Genomic DNA, 17,839 nt, shown 5'->3' with positions numbered 1-17,839 from the left:
GGGGTGCATCTCATCGGTCGCGAGCGCGAACTGGCCCAGCTGGACGAGGCCTGGCGGGCCGCCGGGGTCCGGCCCGGGGTCGTCCTCGTCGAGGGCGACGCGGGCATCGGCAAGTCCGCGCTCGTGACCGCCTTCGCCGCGACCGCCGACGCGACCGTCCTGACCGGCGAGACCCCCGTGCTCGGCGGCGACGCCCAGCCCTACGCGCCGTTGCTGGCCGCGCTCGGCGACTTCGAGCCGTCGCGGGCGGCCGCGCTGGCGCGCATCGAGGCGGCCGCCCCGGTGGTGCTCGTGCTCGAGGACCTCGACCGCGCCGACCAGGCGAGCCGGGAGCTGCTGGCCTACCTGGCCGGGGCGCTGAGCCGGCCCGGGGTGCTGGTGATCGCCACGTACGGTGGCCCCGCCGACGACGTGCCCGGCGCCGAGCGCATCCCGCTCGGCCCGCTCACCGACGACGACGCCGCGACGCTGCTGGGCCGCGCCGACCCCGACCGAGTCCGGCGGGCCGCCGGCAATCCGCTGCGGCTGCTGGCCGAGCCGCTGCTGGCCCCGTTCCGCGCGCTGCCGCCGCAGAGCCGCGCCGCCGTCCGGGTCGCCGCCGTCCTCGGCCGCGCCGCCGACCCGGCGCTGCTGCAGCGGATCGTCGGCGCGCCCGGCGAGCGCCTGCGCCCCGCCGTCGAGGCCGGGCTGCTCGAGGGCGAGTACCGGTTCCGGCACGAGCTCGTCCGCGAGGCCGTGTACGAGGACCTGCGCCCGGCCGAGCGCGCCCGGCTGCACCGCCTCGCCGCCGACGCGATCACCGCCTCGCTCGGCTTCCGCCCGGCCGCCGCCGCGCTCGTCGAGCTCGCCGAGCACTGGCACGCGGCCGGCGACGTCGACCGGGCCTTCGACGCCGCCTGGCGGGCCGCGGCCGTGGCCCGCTGCGCGCACGCGGGCCGGCTGCGCCTGCTCGAACGGGTCGCGGCCACCTGGGGCCAGGTCTTCGACCCCGAGTTCCGCACCCGCACCGACCGGGTGGCCGTGCTCATGGCCGCCGCCGTCGCCGCCCTGCACGCCGCCGACCTGCACCCCGGCGCCCTCGACCGCGGGCTCGCGCTGACCGCCGAGGCGCTCGCCGCCACCCGCGACCCGGCCCGCATCGCGCCGCTGCTGGAGACGCGCAGCCACCTGAAGGAGCGCGGCGGCGCCGACGGCATCGAGGACCTTCGCGCCGCCCTGGCCCAGCAGCCCCGCAACCACCGCATCCGGGCCACGCTCGCGAGCCGGCTGGAGGCGCTGGGCCGCTCCCCCGAGGCCCACGCCCTCGCCGAGGACGCCGCGCACGACCGCGACCCGGCCGTGCGGGCCCTCGCCCTCGTCACCCTCGCGGCCGAGGCGAGCGACCCCGGCCCGGGCGCCGACCCGGGGACCAGCGGCTCCCGCATCGCGGTGGGCCGGGCCCGGGAGGCGATCGGGCTCGCCCGCGAGGCCGGCGACGACGACACCGAGCTGCTCGGCCGGGTCGTGGAGGCGAGCGCGCTCGAGGCCGCGGGCGAGTCCCGGGCCGCCGCCGAGGCGGCCGAGGCCGGGCTGGCGACCGCCCGGCGCAGCGGGTCCCGGCCGCTGCGCGGGGCCATGCTCGCCGCCGCGCTCACGGCGTCGCTCACCTCGCTCGGCGAGTGGCCGCGGGCCCGGGCGGTCGCCGAGGCGGCCCTCGCGTCGTCGCCGCCGGAGTTGTACCGCGCGGTGCTCACCATCGCCGTCGGCCGCCTCGACGCGCTCGAGGGCGACCGCGAGCGCGCCGAGCACGCCGCGCGCACCGCCGAGCGGCTGCTGGGCGAGCGCTACACGGGCCGGCAGTTCCTGATCCCGCTGTGGGAGCTGCGCACCCTGCTCGGCCAGGACGCGCCGCTGGACGACCGGCAGATCCCCGCCCACCCCGCGCTCGCCTGGTCCCTGCTGCTCGCCCAGCCCGAGCCGGACCGCCGCTACGCCCAGCGGCTGCCGGTCAACGGGCCGGCCCAGCGCGCCGCGAGCCTGACCGTCGCCCGCCGGTGGGACGAGGCGATCGCCGCCTGGCGGGCCGCCGGGCAGCCGTACCGGGTCGCCCAGACCCTGCTGCGGGCCGGGCGCGCCGCGCGCGACAAGTCCACCGCGGTCGCCTGGGCCCGCGAGGCCGGCGCGATCGCGCACCGGCTCGGTGCCCGGCCCCTCGCCGAGCAGGCCGCGGCGCTGCAGAAGAGCGGCCGGCTGGAGCCCGGGGCCGCCCGGCTCACCGACCGCGAGCTGGAGGTGCTGCGGCTCATGGCCGCGGGCCGCACGAACCGGCAGATCGCCGAGGCGCTGTCCATCGCGGTCAAGACGGCGGGCGTGCACGTCACGAACATCCTGTCGAAGCTCGGCGTGAACTCGCGCACCGACGCCGCGACGGTCGCCCGCCGCCGCGGGCTGCTCGACGCCCAGCCCTAGCGACCCTCGTGCCGGAAACGTTTTCGGCGCTCACGGCGTAGCGGACCCGGGGGCCGGCGCCGCGGCGCCGGCCCCCGGTGCGATCTCAGCCGGTGAAGGTGGCCGTGATCTGGGTGAACTGCCAGTTGTTCTGCGAGATGCCCGAGCAGTTCGACACGACGCCGCCACCCGGGCAGGGCCGGTCGCGGTTGACCGACCAGAACGCGAGGCGGGCGAGGTGGTTGTTCTGGGCGTAGTCGCGGATCTGCTGCCACTGCGCCGGTGAGGTGTTCTCCTGCTGGTCGGACAGGCCGTTCATGCCGGAGATGCCCATGTGCTTGTAGGCGGTGGCGTCGTCCCAGCCGAAGGCCGACTTGAGCATGGTCTTGAGGCCCTCGGAGGCGCTCACCGTGCTCTGGTACATGTTCGCGCCGCCGCCGAAGTCGAACGGCATGATCGTGAACACGTCGATGTTGGCGCCCGTCGACGCGGCGCGGCTGATGAGCTGCTGCGCGTAGTAGCCGGGGCCGGTGGTGGCGGTACCGAAGGTGACGATCGTCTTGATCGACGGGTTGTTCTGCTTGACGATCTTGAGCGCGTCGACGATCCGGTTGCGGACCGTGTCGTTCTCGAACTCGTCGGTGTTCTCGATGTCGATGTCGATCGCCTTGAGGCCGTACGTGTTGATCACGGTCTGGTAGGCGCCGGCCAGGGCCTGCGGGGTCGAGCAGTTCGGGCCGAGCTTGTTGCCGGACCAGCCGCCGAACGAGGGGACGACGTCGCCGCCGCCGGCCCGGATCTGGTTGATCGCGGTCTGGTCCACCCCGCCGGCGAGCGGCCGGCTGCCGTCCCAGGCCGGGGTGCAGCCGCCGCTGGACAGGACGAACGCCATCGTGAACCACTTGATGCCGGTCGCCGACTGCACGGTCTGCGGGTTCGGCGGGTCGCCCCAGCCCATGTACAGGTACGGCGCCGCGGTGCCGCCGCCCGGGGTGGTGGTGCCGCCGGTCGTGGTGCCGGTGACGCTGTTCGACGCGCCGGACTCGCCCTGGGCGTTGTACGCCTTGACCGTGTACGTGTGCGTCGAGCCCGCCGTCAGGCCGGAGACCGTGGTGCTGGTCCCGGTGACCGTGGCCTTCACCGTGGTGCCCTCGTAGACGCGGTACCCGGTCACGGTGCCGGTGGAGGCGTTCCACGCCAGCGCGAGGCTGGTGTTGGTCGTGGCGGTGATCCGCAGGTTGCCCGGTGCGGACGGCACGCCCGACGGCGTGGTGGGCGGGGGCGTGGTCGGGCCGCCGCCGCAGGTGCCGAGGTCCTTCCACAGCGACGGCGTGGAGGCCGGGTTCCAGCCGGTGCCCGGGTAGGCGGTGTGTGTCTGCAGGGCCTGGTACGTGTGGCCCTGGTACGTCACCTGGGTGCCGACCGTGTACGTGTTGCCCTCGGCCCAGTTCGGGGCGGTACACGCGGCGAGGGCCACGGTGCTGGCAGCCTCCGCCTGGAGCATGGGCACGAGGAAGAGGGTTGCCGCGATGGTCAGTGCCGCGCCCCCTGCCAGGGCCAGTCTACGACGTCGAGTTCTCAATGGAGCTCCTCACCATCGATGGATCGATGGTGAGGAACGCTAGCAGTTAACATTATTAAATGTAAGAGTCGATTCCCTGATGCCGGCGCGTCATCCCGGGTTCCCGACCCTCCTGGCGCGCGCGAACGCCGACCGGCAGCCGGGCCACCGTCACGCGCCGTGCCACTGCCGCCAGAGCCTCGCGTACGGGCCGTCGTGCGTGATCAGCTCGTCGTGGGTGCCCACCTCGATGATCCGGCCGCCGTCCATGACCGCGATCCGGTCCGCGTCGTGGGCCGTCTGCAGGCGGTGGGCGATGGCGATCACCGTGCGATTGTGCAGCACCGCGGCCAGTGCCCGCTCCGCCGCCCGGGCCGCGCGCGGGTCGAGCAGCGCGGTCGCCTCGTCCAGGATCACCGTGTGCGGGTCGGCGAGCAGCACCCGCGCGAGCGCCAGCTGCTGCGCCTGGGCACCGGTCGGCGGGTGCTCGCCGAGGTCGGCGTCGAGGTCGCCGGCCCAGTCCGCGCCGACCGTGCGCAGCGCCGCGGCCAGCCGCTCGTCCGGCGCCGGCACGATCAGGTTGTCCCGGACCGTCTCGCGGAAGACGTGGTGCTCCTGCGTCACCAGCACCACCTGCCGGCGCAGCAGGTCCGGCGGCAGGTCGGCCACCGCGACCCCGCCGACGGTGACCGTGCCGGTGCGGGGACGGTCCACGCCGGCCAGCAGCCGGCCCAGGGTGGACTTGCCGGCCCCGGAGAGCCCGACGATCGCCAGCCGCTCGCCGGGCTGGACCGTGAGATCCACGTCGTGCAGCACGTCCGGGCCGCCGGGGTACGCGTAGCTGACGCCGCGCACCTCGATCCGGTCGCCGTCCGGGGCGGCCGCGGCCGTCGCCGGGGCGGCGGGCACGGCGGCCAGCCCTTCGACCCGGGCGAACGACGCGCCGCTGCTCTGCAGCTGCTCCAGCCAGATCAGGATGGTGTCCATCGGCCCGATCAGCTGGCGCAGGTACAGGGTGGCCGCGACGACCGTGCCGAGCGTGACACGGCCGTCGCGCTGCAGCAGGCCGCCGATCAGCAGCACCAGGACGACCGGGATGTTGTAGGAGCCCTCGGCGGCCGGGAAGTACACCGAGCGCAGGCGCAGGGTGGCCAGCCGACTGCGCCGGGTCCGGGCGATCGCGGCCCGGCCCACCGCCAGCCGGGACCGGTGCAGGCGGAACGCCTCGATCGTGCGGGCCCCGGCGGTGGTCGCGGCCAGCTCCTCCGCCAGCTCCGAGTTCGCGGCCCCCTCCTCCAGGTAGGCGCCGCGGGCCCGGCGCAGGTACCAGCGGCCGGTGACCACGATGCCGGAGAGCCCGAGGAGGCCGGCCACGCCGAGCAGCGGGTCGAGCACGAGCACCGCCCCGACCAGGAACAGCGCCTGCACGCCGGCGACGAACACGCCCGGCAGCACGTCGCGCAGCGTGCCGGCGACCGCGTCCACGTCGGTCGTGCCGCGGGCGGCCAGGTCGCCGGGCGGCACCCGTTCGATCACCGAGGCGGGCAGGCTCAGCGCGCGGCGCAGGAAGCCGACCCGGATGCGGGCCGCGGTGCGCTCGCCGAAGCGGTAGCCGAGCAGCAGCGCCGTCCGGGCGAGCACCGTCTGGGCCAGCGCGCACAGCACGACGGCGCCGGCCAGCCGGTCGATGCGGGCCGCGGCGCCCGGCCCGGTGACCGCGTCGATGATCCGGCCCAGCAGGTACGGCGCGCCGAGGGCGGCCGCCGCCGCCAGGATGTTGAGCAGGAGGATGCCGGCGGCGGCCCACCGGTCGGCGGCGATCAGCCGCCCGGCGGCCCGGGCGACCCGGCGGGCGTCGGCGATCGGCAGCGCCGGGGTGCTCACGACGCCTCCGGTGCCGCGGCGAAGGTCCGGTTCACCAGGTCGCGGTAGCCGGGCTCGCGCCGCAGCAGCTCGCGGTGCGTGCCGGAGGCGGCCACGCGGCCGTCGACGAGGTAGAGCACGACGTCGGCCCGGTCCAGCAGCACCGGCGACGTGGTGGACAGCAGGGTGCCGCGCCCGGCGCGGGCCGCGGCCAGCCGTTCGGCGACCGCCGCCTCGGTGTGCGCGTCCACCGCCGAGGTGGGGTCGGTGGCGAGCAGCATCTCCGGGTCGGCGGCGAGCGCCCGGGCCAGCCGGACCCGCTGCCGCTGGCCGCCGGAGAGGTTGCGGCCGTCGCGCTCGACGAGGTGGTCCAGCCCGGCGATGTCGGTCGCGACCGCGGCGGCGATCGCCCGGCGGATCGCGTCGTCGCCGGCCCCGGTGCAGCCCGCGACCACGTCCCGCAACGTCCCGGCGAAGAGGTCCGCGTCGTGGTCGGCGACCAGGATCCGCTCGCGTACCGCCGGTTTCGCGACCTCGGCGAGGCGGTAGGAGCCCCAGGACGCGGCGGTCGGCGCGTACCGGCCGAGCCGGTCGATGATCGCGGCCGCGTCGTGGGGACGGGCCGAGGCGAGCATGGTGAGGCGCCCCGGCTCGGCGACCACACCGGACTCCGGGTCGCACAGGACGGCCGGGCCGCCCGGGGCGGTGCCGTCGCCCGGCTCCTCGACGGGCAGCCGGAGGAACGCGATGATCCGCCGGGCGGCGATCACCCCGCGGCTGACGTCGCCCGCGCTGAAGATCAGCATCCAGGTGGGCACGACGAGGATCGCCACGTACCCGTAGACCGCGACCAGCTCGCCGACGGTGAGCTCGCCGCGGACCGCCAGCCGCGCCGCCAGCCACGTCACCGCGGCCAGGAAGATCGTCGGCAGGCCGTCGCCGAGCGCGGAGATCCAGCTCAGCGTGCCGCCCATCCGGTACCCCTCGGCCCGGACGGCCTCGGACTGCTCGGCGTAGCGGCGCAGGTGGGCGTCCTTGCCGCCGAGCCCGTTGAGGATGCGCAGGCCGCCGAGCACGTCGACCAGCCGCGTGGCCAGGCGGCCCTGCCGCTCGCGGTACTCGCCGCCGGCGGTGTTGAGCCGGTGCAGCAGCGGCCCGAGCACCAGCGCGAGCACGGCCACCCCGGCCGCCACCACCAGCGCGATCATCCCGGACACCCGCACGAGCAGCGTCATCACGACCGCATACGCCACGACGGCACCCACGCCCGGCCCGGTCACGGTCAGCGCCCGCGCGACGAGCCACACGTCCCCGATGCCGATGGTGACCACCTCGCCCGCGGTGATCCGGCGGGGCAGCGCGGCCCCGAGCTCCACCCCGTGCGCCATGACCGCGTCCGCCGTGCGCAACGCGCCGTCCAGGCGGATGTTGGTCATGGTCCGGTGGCGCAGGATGCCGAGCACCGCGTTCGCCACGCCCACCGCGAAGATGGCGCCGGCCCAGGCGAGCAGCGGGCCGGCCTGCCGTGGGCGCAGGCCGCGGTCGACCGCCTGGGAGAGCAGGTACGGCGTGATCGCGAGGCTGAGCATCCACAGCGTGCTCCACAGCGCGCCGAGCGCGATCCGCCGCTTCTGCCGCCAGGCCAGCCACCCCAGGTACCGCCCGGGCCCCCGTGTCCGCATCCGTTCATCATCGCCGATGCGCCGCCCCGGGCGGGGCCCGGCGAAGGCCACGCCCGGGGCGATGCGTCACGAAGAGAACGGCCGGCGTGCGGCACGCGGCGGCCCGGTGCTACGCCGAGGGGGCCAGGTGGGCGTACGCGTCCGTGGTGAAGAACGGCGGCAGGTGCTCGTCGAGCGCCGCCCGCTCCACGATCCCGGCCGCGGCCCGGGCGCGTTCGAGCTCGGCTGCGCAGCGTCCCTCGCCGAGCGCGGCCAGCTCCTCGGCGAGCAGCGCCCGCACCGTCTCCTCGGTCACCGTGCCGCCGCCGGCCAGCGGGGTGTGGTGATGCAGCCACTGCCACACCTGGCAGCGGGCGATCTCGGCGGTGGCCGCGTCCTCCATGAGGTTCGACAGCGCCACCGCGCCCGTGCCGCCGAGCCAGGCGTCGATGTACCGCAGCGCCACCGAGATGTTCGAGCGCAGCCCGGCCGCCGTGACCTGGCCCGGCGTCTTGTCGACGGCGAGCAGGTCGGTGGCGGTGACGTCGACGTCCTCGCGGAGCACCGAGAGCTGGTTGGGCTGGTCGAAGGCCGCGCGGCACACCTCGACGAGCCCCGGGTGCGCCACCCAGGAGCCGTCGAATCCGTCGGCCGCCTCGCGCTGCTTGTCGGCGCGCACCTTCGCGGTCGCGGTCGCGTTGACCGCCTCGTCGCGGCTCGGGATGAACGCGGCCATGCCGCCGATGGCGTGGGCGCCGCGCCGGTGGCAGGTGCGCACGAGCAGTTCGGTGTACGCCCGCATGAACGGCACCGTCATCGTGACCTCGGCGCGGTCGGGCAGGACGAAGTCCGACCACTGGCCGAAGTTCTTGATGATGCTGAAGATGTAGTCCCACCGGCCCGCGTTCAGGCCGGCCGAGTGCTCGCGCAGCTCGTACAGGATCTCGTCCATCTCGAACGCGGCGGTGATGGTCTCGATCAGCGTCGTGGCGCGGATGGTGCCGCGGGGCAGGCCGAGGTACTCCTGCGCGAACACGAACACGTCGTTCCACAGCCGCGCCTCGCGATGGTCCTCGAGCTTGGGCAGGTAGAAGTACGGCCCCGAACCGGCGTCGAGCTGGCGCCAGGCGCAGTGGTACAGGTACAGCCCGAAGTCCACGAGGCTGGCGGAGATCGGGCGGCCGTCGACGACGATCCACTTCTCGACCAGGTGCCAGCCGCGGGGCCGGACCACGATGGTGGCGATCTCGTCGCCGAGCGCGTACCGCTTGCCGCGCTCGTCGGTGAAGTCGAGCTTGCGGTCCAGCGCGTCCATGAGGTTGAGCTGCCCGCCGATGACGTTGTCCCACGTCGGTGCGGTCGCGTCCTCGAAGTCGGCCAGCCACACCTTGGCCCCGGAGTTCAGCGCGTTGACCGTCATCTTGCGCTCGGGCGGCCCGGTGATCTCGACCCGGCGGTCCTCCAGCCCGGGGGCCGGCGGCGCGACCCGCCACGTGTCGTCCTGGCGGATGCGCGCGGTGTCCGGCCGGAAGTCCGGCAGCTGACCGGCGGCGAAGCGGGCGCGGCGGGCGCGGCGGGTGTCCAGCAGCGCGACCCGGCGGGCGGCGAAGCGGTCGTCGAGGGCGACGAGAAACTCCAGCGCACCCGGCGTGAGGACCTCGTCGTAGCGATCGGCGAGCGCACCATTGATCTTGTACCTCATGCGAACTGCTCCTGTTCCGTCGATCCGTGCAGCGCCGTGGTCTCGCCGTTGGGGTTGAGCACGGTGCTGATCAGGTCGAAGTAGCCCGTGCCCACCTCGCGCTGGTGCTTGACCGCCGTGTAGCCGTGCGCCTCCGCGGCGAACTCGCGCTCCTGCAGCGCCACGTAGGCCGTCATGCCCTCGTTGGCGTACCCCCGCGCCAGGTCGAACATCGAGTAGTTCAGGGCGTGGAAGCCGGCGAGGGTGATGAACTGGAACTTGTACCCCATGTGGCCCAGCTCCCGCTGGAACTTCGCGATCGTGGCGTCGTCGAGGTGCTTGCGCCAGTTGAACGACGGCGAGCAGTTGTACGCCAGCATCTGCTCCGGGTGCTCGCGCTTGACGGCCTCGGCGAAGCGCCGCGCGACCTCGAGGTCCGGGGTGCTGGTCTCCATCCAGAGCAGGTCGCTGTACGGCGCGTAGGCGATCCCTCGCGCGATGCACGCGTCCACGCCGTTGCGGCACCGGTAGAAGCCCTCGGCGGTCCGCTCGCCGGTGACGAACGGCTGGTCGCGCTCGTCGATGTCGGTGGTGAGCAGCGTCGCGGCCTGCGCGTCGGTGCGCGCCACGATCAGCGTCGGCACCCCGGCGACGTCGGCCGCCAGCCGCGCGGCCTGCAGGGTGCGGATGTGCTGCCCGGTCGGGATGAGGACCTTGCCGCCGAGGTGGCCGCACTTCTTCTCGGACGCGAGCTGGTCCTCCCAGTGCACGCCGGCCGCGCCCGCGACGATCATGCCGGTCATCAGCTCGTACGCGTTGAGCACCCCGCCGAAGCCGGCCTCGGCGTCCGCGACGATCGGGGCGAGCCACTCGGTGTCCGCATCACCCTCGGCGGTGGTGATCTGGGCGGCGCGCAGCAGCGCGTTGTTGATCCGCCGCACGACCGCCGGGACCGAGTTGGCCGGGTAGAGGCTCTGGTCCGGGTAGGTGTGCCCGGAGAGGTTGGCGTCGGCCGCGACCTGCCAGCCGGAGAGGTAGATGGCCTTGAGACCGGCCCGGACCATCTGCACGGCCTGGTTGCCGGTCAGCGCGCCGAGGGCGTGAATGTACTCCTCGTCGTGCAGCAGCCGCCAGAGCCGCTCGGAGCCGCGTCTGGCGAGGGTGTGCTCCTCCTGAATCGCGCCCCGCAGCCGCACCACGTCCGCCGCGTCGTAGTCGCGCCGCACGCCCTGCCAGCGGGGGTCGGTGTCCCATTCCTGTCGCAACCGATCAACGGCGTCACTCATGATTCCACTCCCTCGTCCGGTGCTTCTCCGCCCACGGTCACACGGGGCGAACGGGCCGGTCGAGGGGCGGAAAAAGCCAAGTCTTGCCAAGTTTCCGGGCGACTTTGCCAAGTTGCGAAAACACAATTTGACATCGGTGCTATTTGTTGTGGATGGCAAAGGTGTTCGCGGGCGCGCGGCTGCGGCGACTGCGCGAGGAGCACGGGCTGAGCCAGACCGACCTCGCCCGGCACCTGGCCATCTCGCCGAGCTACCTCAACCAGATCGAGCACGACGTGCGGCCGCTGACCGCCCCGGTGCTCATCCGCGCCACGGAGCTGTTCGGCGTCGACCCGGCCGTGTTCGCGCCGCACGACACCCCGCAGCTCGTCGCCGGCCTGCGCGAGGCGCTGGCCGGCCGCGGGGGCATCGCCGACCTCAGCGAGCTGGCCACCCGCCTGCCGGAGCTGGCCGAAGCGATCATCGACCTGCATCGGCGGTACCGCCAGGTCTCCGACCAGCTCACCGAGCTCGTCGGCGACCGCGGACAGCTCGGGCGCAGCCCGCACGACCAGGTCACCGAGTTCTTCTACCGCCGCCAGAACTACGTGCCGCAGCTGGACGAGGCCGCCGAGTCGCTCGCCGCGCGGATGGGGCTGCGCCGCGGCGAGGTGCGCCCGGCGCTGCGGGACCGGCTGGCGCAGCGGCACGGGGTGCGCATCGTGCGCGACGACGCACTGGAGGGGGACCTGCACCGGTACCGGCCGCAGACCCAGACCCTGCACCTCACCAGCGCGCTGCGGGCCGGGCAGGAGGCGATGCGGATGGCGGCGCAGCTGGCGCTCATGGAGTACGCGGACGTCATCGACGAGATCGTCGAGGAGGAGCACTTCGAGGACGTGCAGACGCAGATCCTCACGCGCGTCGGGCTCGCCAACTACTTCGCGGCGGCGCTGATCCTGCCGTACGAGCAGTTCCTGGCCGCCGCCGAGACCCGCCGCTACGACATCGACCTGCTGACCGAGCACTTCGCGATGGGCTGGGAGACCGTCTGCCACCGGCTGAGCACCCTGCAGCGCCCCCGCGCCCGGGGCGTGCCGTTCTCCTTCGTGCGCGTCGACCGCGCCGGCAACATGTCCAAGCGCCAGTCCGCGACGGGCTTCCCGTTCTCACGCACCGGCGGGACGTGTCCACTGTGGAACGTGTACGAGGCGTTCAGCTCCCCGGGCCGCGCGGTGGTGCAGATCGCGGCGATGCCGGACGGCCAGCGGTACCTGTGGATCGCCCGCACCATCACGCGCCACCACGGCGGCTACGGCCAGCCGGGCAAGGTCTACGCGATCGGGCTGGGCTGCGAGATCCGGCACGCCTCGCGGCTGGTCTACTCCACCGGCATGGACCTGACCGACGCCGCCGCCGCGATGCCGATCGGCCCCGGCTGCAAGACCTGCGAGCGCGCGACGTGCCCCCAGCGGGCCGCGCCGCCGATCAGCCGGCATCTGGACCTCGACGAGAACCGCAGCACGTTCGTGCCCTACCCGCTCAAGGGCCGCTGACCCGGCGCGACCCGGCGACGGCGGCCGGAGAGCCCCCGTCGCCAGGTCCCGACCCGAGCGGTCAGAGGATGCCGCGGGCGTGGAAGGCGGCCCGCACCTTGTCCGCGGCCGCCTGGCCGTAGAGCGCCTTCGCGGTCTTGACCGTCTGCCGCGCCGCGGCCGGCATCGTCGTGTTCGGGTCGAAGCCGAAGTGGGCCTCGATGATCACCCGGTTCGCGCGGGTGCGGCCGAGCGCCGCGTTGACGTCGAACAGCGCCCGCGACCAGATCTCGCCGTCGGCGTGGACCTCGCCCTCGAGGTCGGCCGGGTACATCTTGGTGCCGTCGACCCGGCGCAGGCAGTGCGGGGTGTCGTCGGTGTACGCGGTCGAGTCCCAGTCCGCGATGCAGGCCAGCGGCGTGCGGCGGGTGTCGGGGCTCGTCGCCTGCGACATCGTGAACGCCCAGTAGTCGCCGAAGCCCTCGCCGATGGAGCCGGCCTCGATCGCCTCGCCGAAGCCGGGCACCTGGTCGTCCTGGATGGCGTGGCCGTACTCGTGCCAGATCACCTCCTCGTCCTCGGCGTCGTCGACCCCGCCGGTGCCGAACGTGATGCCGTCGGTGTCCGGGTCGTAGAAGGAGTTGTCGTCGGTCAGCCCGGTCGTCGAGTAGTCCTGCGGCTCGTTGTTCACGTCGCCGAAGCCGAGCGTGTGGATGTACTCCTGCGCGGAGGTGATGCTGTAGTACCCCATCACCTGCTCGAAGCCGGGCTGCGAGCGGTTGTAGGCGAACTTGCGCTGGGCCGAGCGGACCGCGCCGTCGCTGATGTTGTTCGCGTACGACCCCTGCAGGGTGGTACCGCGGCCGTCGAGATGGTTCAGGGTCACGGTCCTGTACGCCGCGCGCAGGGCCGGGTAGTCGGCGTCGTCGCGGTCGGTGAGGTTCTCGTTCTGCAGGGCCGCGACCGGGTTCGGGGCGAACGCGGTGCCGGTGCCGGAGGCCTCCTTGACCAGGTTCTTCTCCTGCAGCTGGGCGCCGTTGCCGGCGTCGAGCACCGTGCGCACGGTGCCGTGCCCCGTGCGGGTCAGCACGACCCACGCGAGCTTCGCGGGCGCGCCCGGCACCACGACGAGCTCGGAGCGCGCCGCCTGGCCGCCGGTGCGCCCGGCCACCGAGGCGCGGGCGTGGTCGGCGGCGACGCCGGGCGTCTCGCTCGCCAGGCCCCGGATCTCCAGCCGGCCGTCCTGCACCGTGACCTCGCCGGTCGCCGAGTCGGTGTGCGTGGCGTAGAAGCCGCCGAGGACGGGCAGGCCGTGGTACAGCTGCTGGTACCACGTGTGCGTGCCGAGCAGCGACTGGCGCACCTGCACCTGCCGCAGCCCGTCGGGCACCGGCGGCGGCGCCGCGTGCGCGGCGGTGCCCGCAGCGGTGGCCAGGAGCGCGCCGGAGGCCGTGGCCGCCAGCCATCGATTCACGCGTCGTCGCATCATGACGCGACCCTAGAACACATCTGCATGTACTGATGTGTTGCGAGGGGGTCGACGAGGGGTCAGGAAATACCGGCGCGCACGCGGCGGATGAGCGTGTCGATCTTCTCCGCCAGGGCGGGCGGGCACAGCGAGGTGCCGTGGCCGCCGATCGACGGCGTCGCGCCGGGCCGCAGCAGTTCGAGGCGCTGGTGGGCATCGCGCAGCGCGGCCGGATCGTCGTCGCGCAGCGCCCGGTCGACGCGGGCGGCGAGCCCGTCGAGCAGGATCCACGCGGCGGCGGGCAGCCGCCACCGTTGCGCGTCCGCGAGCGTGTCCACGATCCCGCGGGGCGTGCGCTCAGCCAACGCGGCCCGCCGGGAAGATCACCGCGGCGGGACACGGGCGCTGGAACGGGTCGGTGACGATGATCAGAGCCTACCTTTCCGGCCGCCGCCGGCCCACCGTGGCCGCGGGTCAGCCGAGCTGCACGTGGAAGAGCTGCTCGTCGCTGTTGTCCGGGATGCTGTCCTTGTCGCCGAGGTTGGACGTGGTCAGCCAGAGGCCGCCGTCCGGGGCGGGTTCGACGGTGCGCAGGCGGCCGTAGGTGCCGTTGATCTGGGCGCGGCACCCCACGCACCCAGGCGCGCAACGCTGCGTGTCGACCCGGGTGTGGGAGCGGCTGGCGGACCGCCCCACACATCCGGACAGACCTCATCGAAGATGCGCGATCGACGCATGTCAACCGGGGCAGCGAGAAATAAGGCTCTCCAAACCCGCCGTTAACCAGCGCAGCCGCAGGCTCGCCGCCCCGCGGCACACACGGCTCCCGCCGGCCGCGCCCGTGCGGGTCGTTCCCGCTCAGCCGCAGGCTCGCCGCCCCGCGGCACACACGGCTCCCGCCGGCCGCGCCCGTGCGGGTCGTTCCCGCTCAGCCGCAGGCTCGCCGCCCCGCGGCACACACGGCTCCCGCCGGCCGCGCCCCCGCGGGCCCGCGCCCGTGCGGGTCGTTGCCGCTCAGCCGCGGCCGGTCTCCTGCTGCAGCTCGTCGATCAGCTCCGACGCCTCGGCCTTGGTGAGGTCCTCCGGGACGTGCTCGCCGGCCTCGCGGGCCAAGGTGTTGAGGTATGACTCCTGCGGGCCGGTCATCGGCTCGTCGCCGGTCACCCAGTCCGCCGGGTCCTTCTCGGGGTTGCGGTCGGTCACGGTACTCCTCCTCGTTGTCGAACACCTGTTGCATACCCACCGCCGGGGGCGTGAATCAGGGAACCGGCGCCCTTGACCAGCCATCGACAGACATGATTGCCTTCCGGGCATGGTGACCCCCAGGACAGTGTTCGTGGCCGCGCTCGTCGCGGTGTTCGCCGGGCTCGCGGGCGGGACGGCCCGCGCCGACCCCGGGCCGCCCGGCGGGACTGGCGCGCCGGCCGACACGTGGGCCGCGCCGCTCTCGTCGATCGGCGATGACGACGTCAACGTCGTGTGGAGTGGCGGTGCGCTGCGCGTCGCCGACCCGGATCAGGTGCCGGACGGGCAGCGCGCGCCGATCGTGTCCGGCATGCTCGTGCTCGCGCCGCACGCGCTCGCCTCGCCCGCGAATCTCGTGCGGGCGTTCACCACGGCCGCCACGAGCGGCGTCGACGTGGAGTACCGCGGGCGCGGCGCCGCCGGCGCCTGGTCCGAGTGGACGGCGGCCGGGGCCCCGCTCGCCGAGGCCTCGGCGACGGTCCAGGTGCGGGTCGTGCTCACCGGAGCGGCCGCGGCGGTGCGCGCCGTGGTGCTGGTCGCCGGTGTCCGGCCCGCCGCGGCGCAACTGCAGGCGGTCGGCAACGTGTATCGCGTGTACGCGACGCGGGAGGGGCTCGTCGGCGGTACGACCGCGAACGGCCACGTCATCGTCAGCCGCGACCACTTCGTGGCCCTGCCGTCGCGCCGCGGGCTCGCGCCGAAGGGCACCGGGGACTACACGGTGCGGGTCTGCACCACCAGCGGCGCGCGGTGCGAGTTCGCGCCGGTGTGGGACGTGGGACCCTGGAACACGACCGACGACTACTGGAACCCCGCGGCCACCCGGCAGTCGTGGAACGACCTCCCGCAGGGGCGGCCCGAGGCGCAGGCGGCGTACCAGAACGGCTACAACGGCGGCCAGGACCAGTTCGGCCGCGCCGTCGCCAATCCCGCCGGCATCGACCTCGGCGACGGCGTGTTCTGGGACGGGCTGCAGCTCACCGACAACTCGTGGGTCGACGTCGCGTACCTCTGGACCGGCGGCGGCGTGCGCGGCGTCATCGGCAGCGGGCCGCTGAACATCCGGGCCGGGGCCGGGACGAGCTTCGCGAGCAAGGGCTACGCGGCCACCTACGCGCAGGTGCCGATCGAGTGCTGGGTCACCGGGCAGTCCGTCGCCGGACCCTACGGCACCACCACCCGCTGGGATCGGATCGGCAGCGGGCAGTACGTCAGCCACTCCTACGTCGCGAGCACCACCGGCGGCACCGCGCCCGCCTGCTGACCCGTCCACCGTGGACCGCCGTTCGCGCGGCGGTCCACCGTCCGGCCTAAATACTAGTTTTCCGATAGGGATTGACAAGTTAACGCCGCGCTCCTTAAGTTGCCCTGTGAGCGGATGCGGCCACGGTGCGGTGTCGCCGTCGCGACCGGCCGCCCGCCGTCCCCTCCAGCAACCCGGCCACACCGGATGGAGCACTCGCATGAGCGAGACCGCAACCCTGCCGTCGCCCCCGAAGGACCGATTCGACCCGATCCTGGCCCAGCGCCGGGTCACCCCGCGGCTGCGGCCGTGGCGGTGGGCCGTCAGCGCCGCCGTGCTGGTCGTGCTCGCCCAGTTCGTCGTGGGCGTGTTCACCAACGAGCACTACGAGTGGCCGAAGTTCTGGTCGTTCTTCACCCGCGAGTCGATCCTCGACGGCGTCGTGGTCACGCTGCAGGTCGTCGGCCTCAGCGCGCTCTTCGGGCTGCTGCTCGGCGTGCTCGTCGCGCTCGGGCGGCTGTCGAGCAACCCGCTCCTCGGCGGGCTGGCCTGGGCCTACGTGTGGTTCTTCCGCGCCCTGCCGCTGCCCCTGCTCCTGATCATCACCTTCAACTTCTCGTACTTCTACCCCCGCCTCGGCGTCGGCATCCCCTGGGGCCCCGTCTTCGCCGAGGTGCGCACGAGCAGCCTGACCCCGCTGGCCATCGGCGTCATCGCGCTGAGCCTGAACGAGGCGGCCTACGCGGCCGAGGTCATCCGCGGCGGCATCCTGTCCGTCGAGCACGGCCAGATCGAGGCGGCCACCGCGCTCGGGCTGTCCAAGGCGCGGCAGCTGCGCCGGATCGTGCTGCCCCAGGCGCTGCGCTCGATCGTCCCGGCGTACGGCAACCAGCTGATCGGCCTGATCAAGGCCAGCTCGCTCGTGTACTACGTGTCGCTGCTGGACCTCTTCGGCGCGGTCTTCGTGCTGGAGTCGCGCCACCCCGAGTCACTGGTGCCGATCCTCATCGTCGGCGCGGCCTGGTACCTCGTCATGACCGCCGCCCTGTCCGTCGTGCAGCACTACGTCGAGCGGTACTTCGCCCGGGGCACCGCGCGGAGGGGGTTCTGATGGCCGAGCCGGCACTGCGGATTCGCAACGTGCACAAGTCGTTCGGGCCGCGGGAGGTGCTCAAGGGCGTCGACCTGACCGTCCGCCCCGGCGAGACGGTCGCGATCCTCGGGCCGTCGGGCTCGGGCAAGTCGACGCTGCTGCGCACCATCAACCACCTCGAGCGGCCCGACCTCGGCTACGTCGCCGTGCACGGCGAGCTCATCGGGGTCGAGGTCCGCGGCACGCACCTGCACGAGCTTGCCGAGCGGGCGGTACGGCGCCAGCGCACCCGGATCGGCTTCGTGGCCCAGAGCTTCAACCTGTTCCCGAACCTGACCGCCCGCGACAACGTCGCCGAGCCGCTCGTGGCCCACGGCAGGCCCCGCGCGCAGGAGCGGGCGATCGAGCTGCTGGCCCGGGTCGGGCTCGGCGACCGCGGCGACGCCTACCCCAGGCAGCTGTCCGGCGGGCAGCAGCAGCGCGTCGCGATCGCCCGGGCCCTGGCGCTGGAGCCGAGCCTGCTGCTGTTCGACGAGCCCACGTCCGCGCTCGACCCCGAGCTCGTCGGCGAGGTGCTGTCGGTGATCCGGCGGCTGGCCGAGCTCGGCACCACGCTCGTCATCGTCACCCACGAGATCGGCTTCGCCCGTGAGGTCGCCGACACCGTCGTCTTCATCGACGAGGGCGTGATCGTCGAGCAGGGCCCGCCGGCCGAGGTGCTCGCCAACCCCCGACAGTCCCGCACTCGCGAGTTCCTCGCCAAAGTGCTGTAACCCCAAGGAGAGCCGTGAAGCGAG

General features: G+C 73.9%; 14 protein-coding genes. 5 read left to right on the top strand and 9 right to left on the bottom strand.

Going from position 1 to position 17,839, the window contains the following annotated elements; genetic code table 11:
* Positions 1 to 3 precede the first annotated feature (3 nt).
* Positions 4 to 2,448, top strand: a complete 2,445-nt coding sequence (locus ACQP1P_RS23595; protein ID WP_433089515.1) for a LuxR C-terminal-related transcriptional regulator — start codon at positions 4 to 6, stop codon at positions 2,446 to 2,448.
* 85 nt (positions 2,449 to 2,533) lie between these two features.
* Here ACQP1P_RS23595 and ACQP1P_RS23590 read toward each other — a convergent pair whose 3' ends face one another.
* The 5 genes from ACQP1P_RS23590 to aceA form a co-directional block, all read right to left on the bottom strand.
* The gene (locus ACQP1P_RS23590; RefSeq protein WP_433090094.1) at positions 2,534 to 3,931 is read right to left on the bottom strand and encodes a carbohydrate-binding protein; all 1,398 of its coding nucleotides are present in this window, start codon (positions 3,929 to 3,931) and stop codon (positions 2,534 to 2,536) included.
* 228 nt (positions 3,932 to 4,159) lie between these two features.
* Positions 4,160 to 5,872 carry an ABC transporter ATP-binding protein gene (locus ACQP1P_RS23585; protein WP_433089513.1) on the bottom strand — a complete coding sequence of 571 codons (1,713 nt, stop codon included), beginning with the start codon at positions 5,870 to 5,872 and terminating at the stop codon, positions 4,160 to 4,162.
* Positions 5,869 to 7,533, bottom strand: coding sequence for an ABC transporter transmembrane domain-containing protein (locus tag ACQP1P_RS23580; protein ID WP_433089511.1), 1,665 nt, complete (start codon positions 7,531 to 7,533; stop codon positions 5,869 to 5,871). The genes ACQP1P_RS23585 and ACQP1P_RS23580 overlap by 4 nt, the downstream gene beginning before the upstream one ends.
* Positions 7,534 to 7,642: 109 nt before the next feature.
* The gene (aceB, locus tag ACQP1P_RS23575) at positions 7,643 to 9,214 is read right to left on the bottom strand and encodes a malate synthase A (protein WP_433089509.1); all 1,572 of its coding nucleotides are present in this window, start codon (positions 9,212 to 9,214) and stop codon (positions 7,643 to 7,645) included.
* Positions 9,211 to 10,479 (bottom strand): isocitrate lyase, encoded by a 1,269-nt coding sequence (gene aceA / locus ACQP1P_RS23570; RefSeq protein WP_433089507.1) that lies wholly within the window; start codon positions 10,477 to 10,479, stop codon positions 9,211 to 9,213. Before aceA ends, aceB begins: the two co-directional genes overlap by 4 nt.
* A gap of 152 nt (positions 10,480 to 10,631) precedes the next feature.
* On the opposite strand from aceA, the gene ACQP1P_RS23565 reads away from it, so the two are divergent.
* Positions 10,632 to 12,014 (top strand): short-chain fatty acyl-CoA regulator family protein, encoded by a 1,383-nt coding sequence (locus tag ACQP1P_RS23565; protein WP_433089505.1) that lies wholly within the window; start codon positions 10,632 to 10,634, stop codon positions 12,012 to 12,014.
* Positions 12,015 to 12,075: 61 nt separating this feature from the next.
* On the opposite strand, the gene ACQP1P_RS23560 is transcribed toward ACQP1P_RS23565, so the two are convergent.
* The 4 genes from ACQP1P_RS23560 to ACQP1P_RS23545 form a co-directional block, all read right to left on the bottom strand.
* Positions 12,076 to 13,482, bottom strand: a complete 1,407-nt coding sequence (locus ACQP1P_RS23560) for a M36 family metallopeptidase (protein WP_433089503.1) — start codon at positions 13,480 to 13,482, stop codon at positions 12,076 to 12,078.
* Between the two features lie 59 nt (positions 13,483 to 13,541).
* On the bottom strand, positions 13,542 to 13,826 hold the full coding sequence (locus ACQP1P_RS23555) for a CATRA system-associated protein (RefSeq protein ID WP_433089502.1): 285 nt from the start codon (positions 13,824 to 13,826) through the stop codon (positions 13,542 to 13,544).
* 109 nt (positions 13,827 to 13,935) lie between these two features.
* Positions 13,936 to 14,094 (bottom strand): hypothetical protein, encoded by a 159-nt coding sequence (locus tag ACQP1P_RS23550; protein ID WP_433089500.1) that lies wholly within the window; start codon positions 14,092 to 14,094, stop codon positions 13,936 to 13,938.
* 381 nt (positions 14,095 to 14,475) lie between these two features.
* Entirely contained in the window at positions 14,476 to 14,664 is a 189-nt protein-coding gene (locus ACQP1P_RS23545) for a DUF3072 domain-containing protein (RefSeq protein ID WP_433089498.1), read from the bottom strand.
* A gap of 109 nt (positions 14,665 to 14,773) precedes the next feature.
* On the opposite strand from ACQP1P_RS23545, the gene ACQP1P_RS23540 reads away from it, so the two are divergent.
* From ACQP1P_RS23540 to ACQP1P_RS23530, 3 genes are all read left to right on the top strand, one after another.
* Positions 14,774 to 15,970 (top strand): hypothetical protein, encoded by a 1,197-nt coding sequence (locus ACQP1P_RS23540; protein ID WP_433089497.1) that lies wholly within the window; start codon positions 14,774 to 14,776, stop codon positions 15,968 to 15,970.
* A gap of 199 nt (positions 15,971 to 16,169) precedes the next feature.
* Positions 16,170 to 17,060 carry an amino acid ABC transporter permease gene (locus tag ACQP1P_RS23535; RefSeq protein WP_433089495.1) on the top strand — a complete coding sequence of 297 codons (891 nt, stop codon included), beginning with the start codon at positions 16,170 to 16,172 and terminating at the stop codon, positions 17,058 to 17,060.
* Positions 17,060 to 17,815 (top strand): amino acid ABC transporter ATP-binding protein, encoded by a 756-nt coding sequence (locus ACQP1P_RS23530; protein WP_433089493.1) that lies wholly within the window; start codon positions 17,060 to 17,062, stop codon positions 17,813 to 17,815. Before ACQP1P_RS23535 ends, ACQP1P_RS23530 begins: the two co-directional genes overlap by 1 nt.
* Positions 17,816 to 17,839: the final 24 nt, after the last annotated feature.

The sequence above is a fragment of the Dactylosporangium sp. CA-052675 genome, assembly GCF_050947935.1.
Lineage (GTDB): Bacteria > Actinomycetota > Actinomycetes > Mycobacteriales > Micromonosporaceae > Dactylosporangium.
This window is presented reverse-complemented; position numbering and strand designations above follow the sequence as displayed.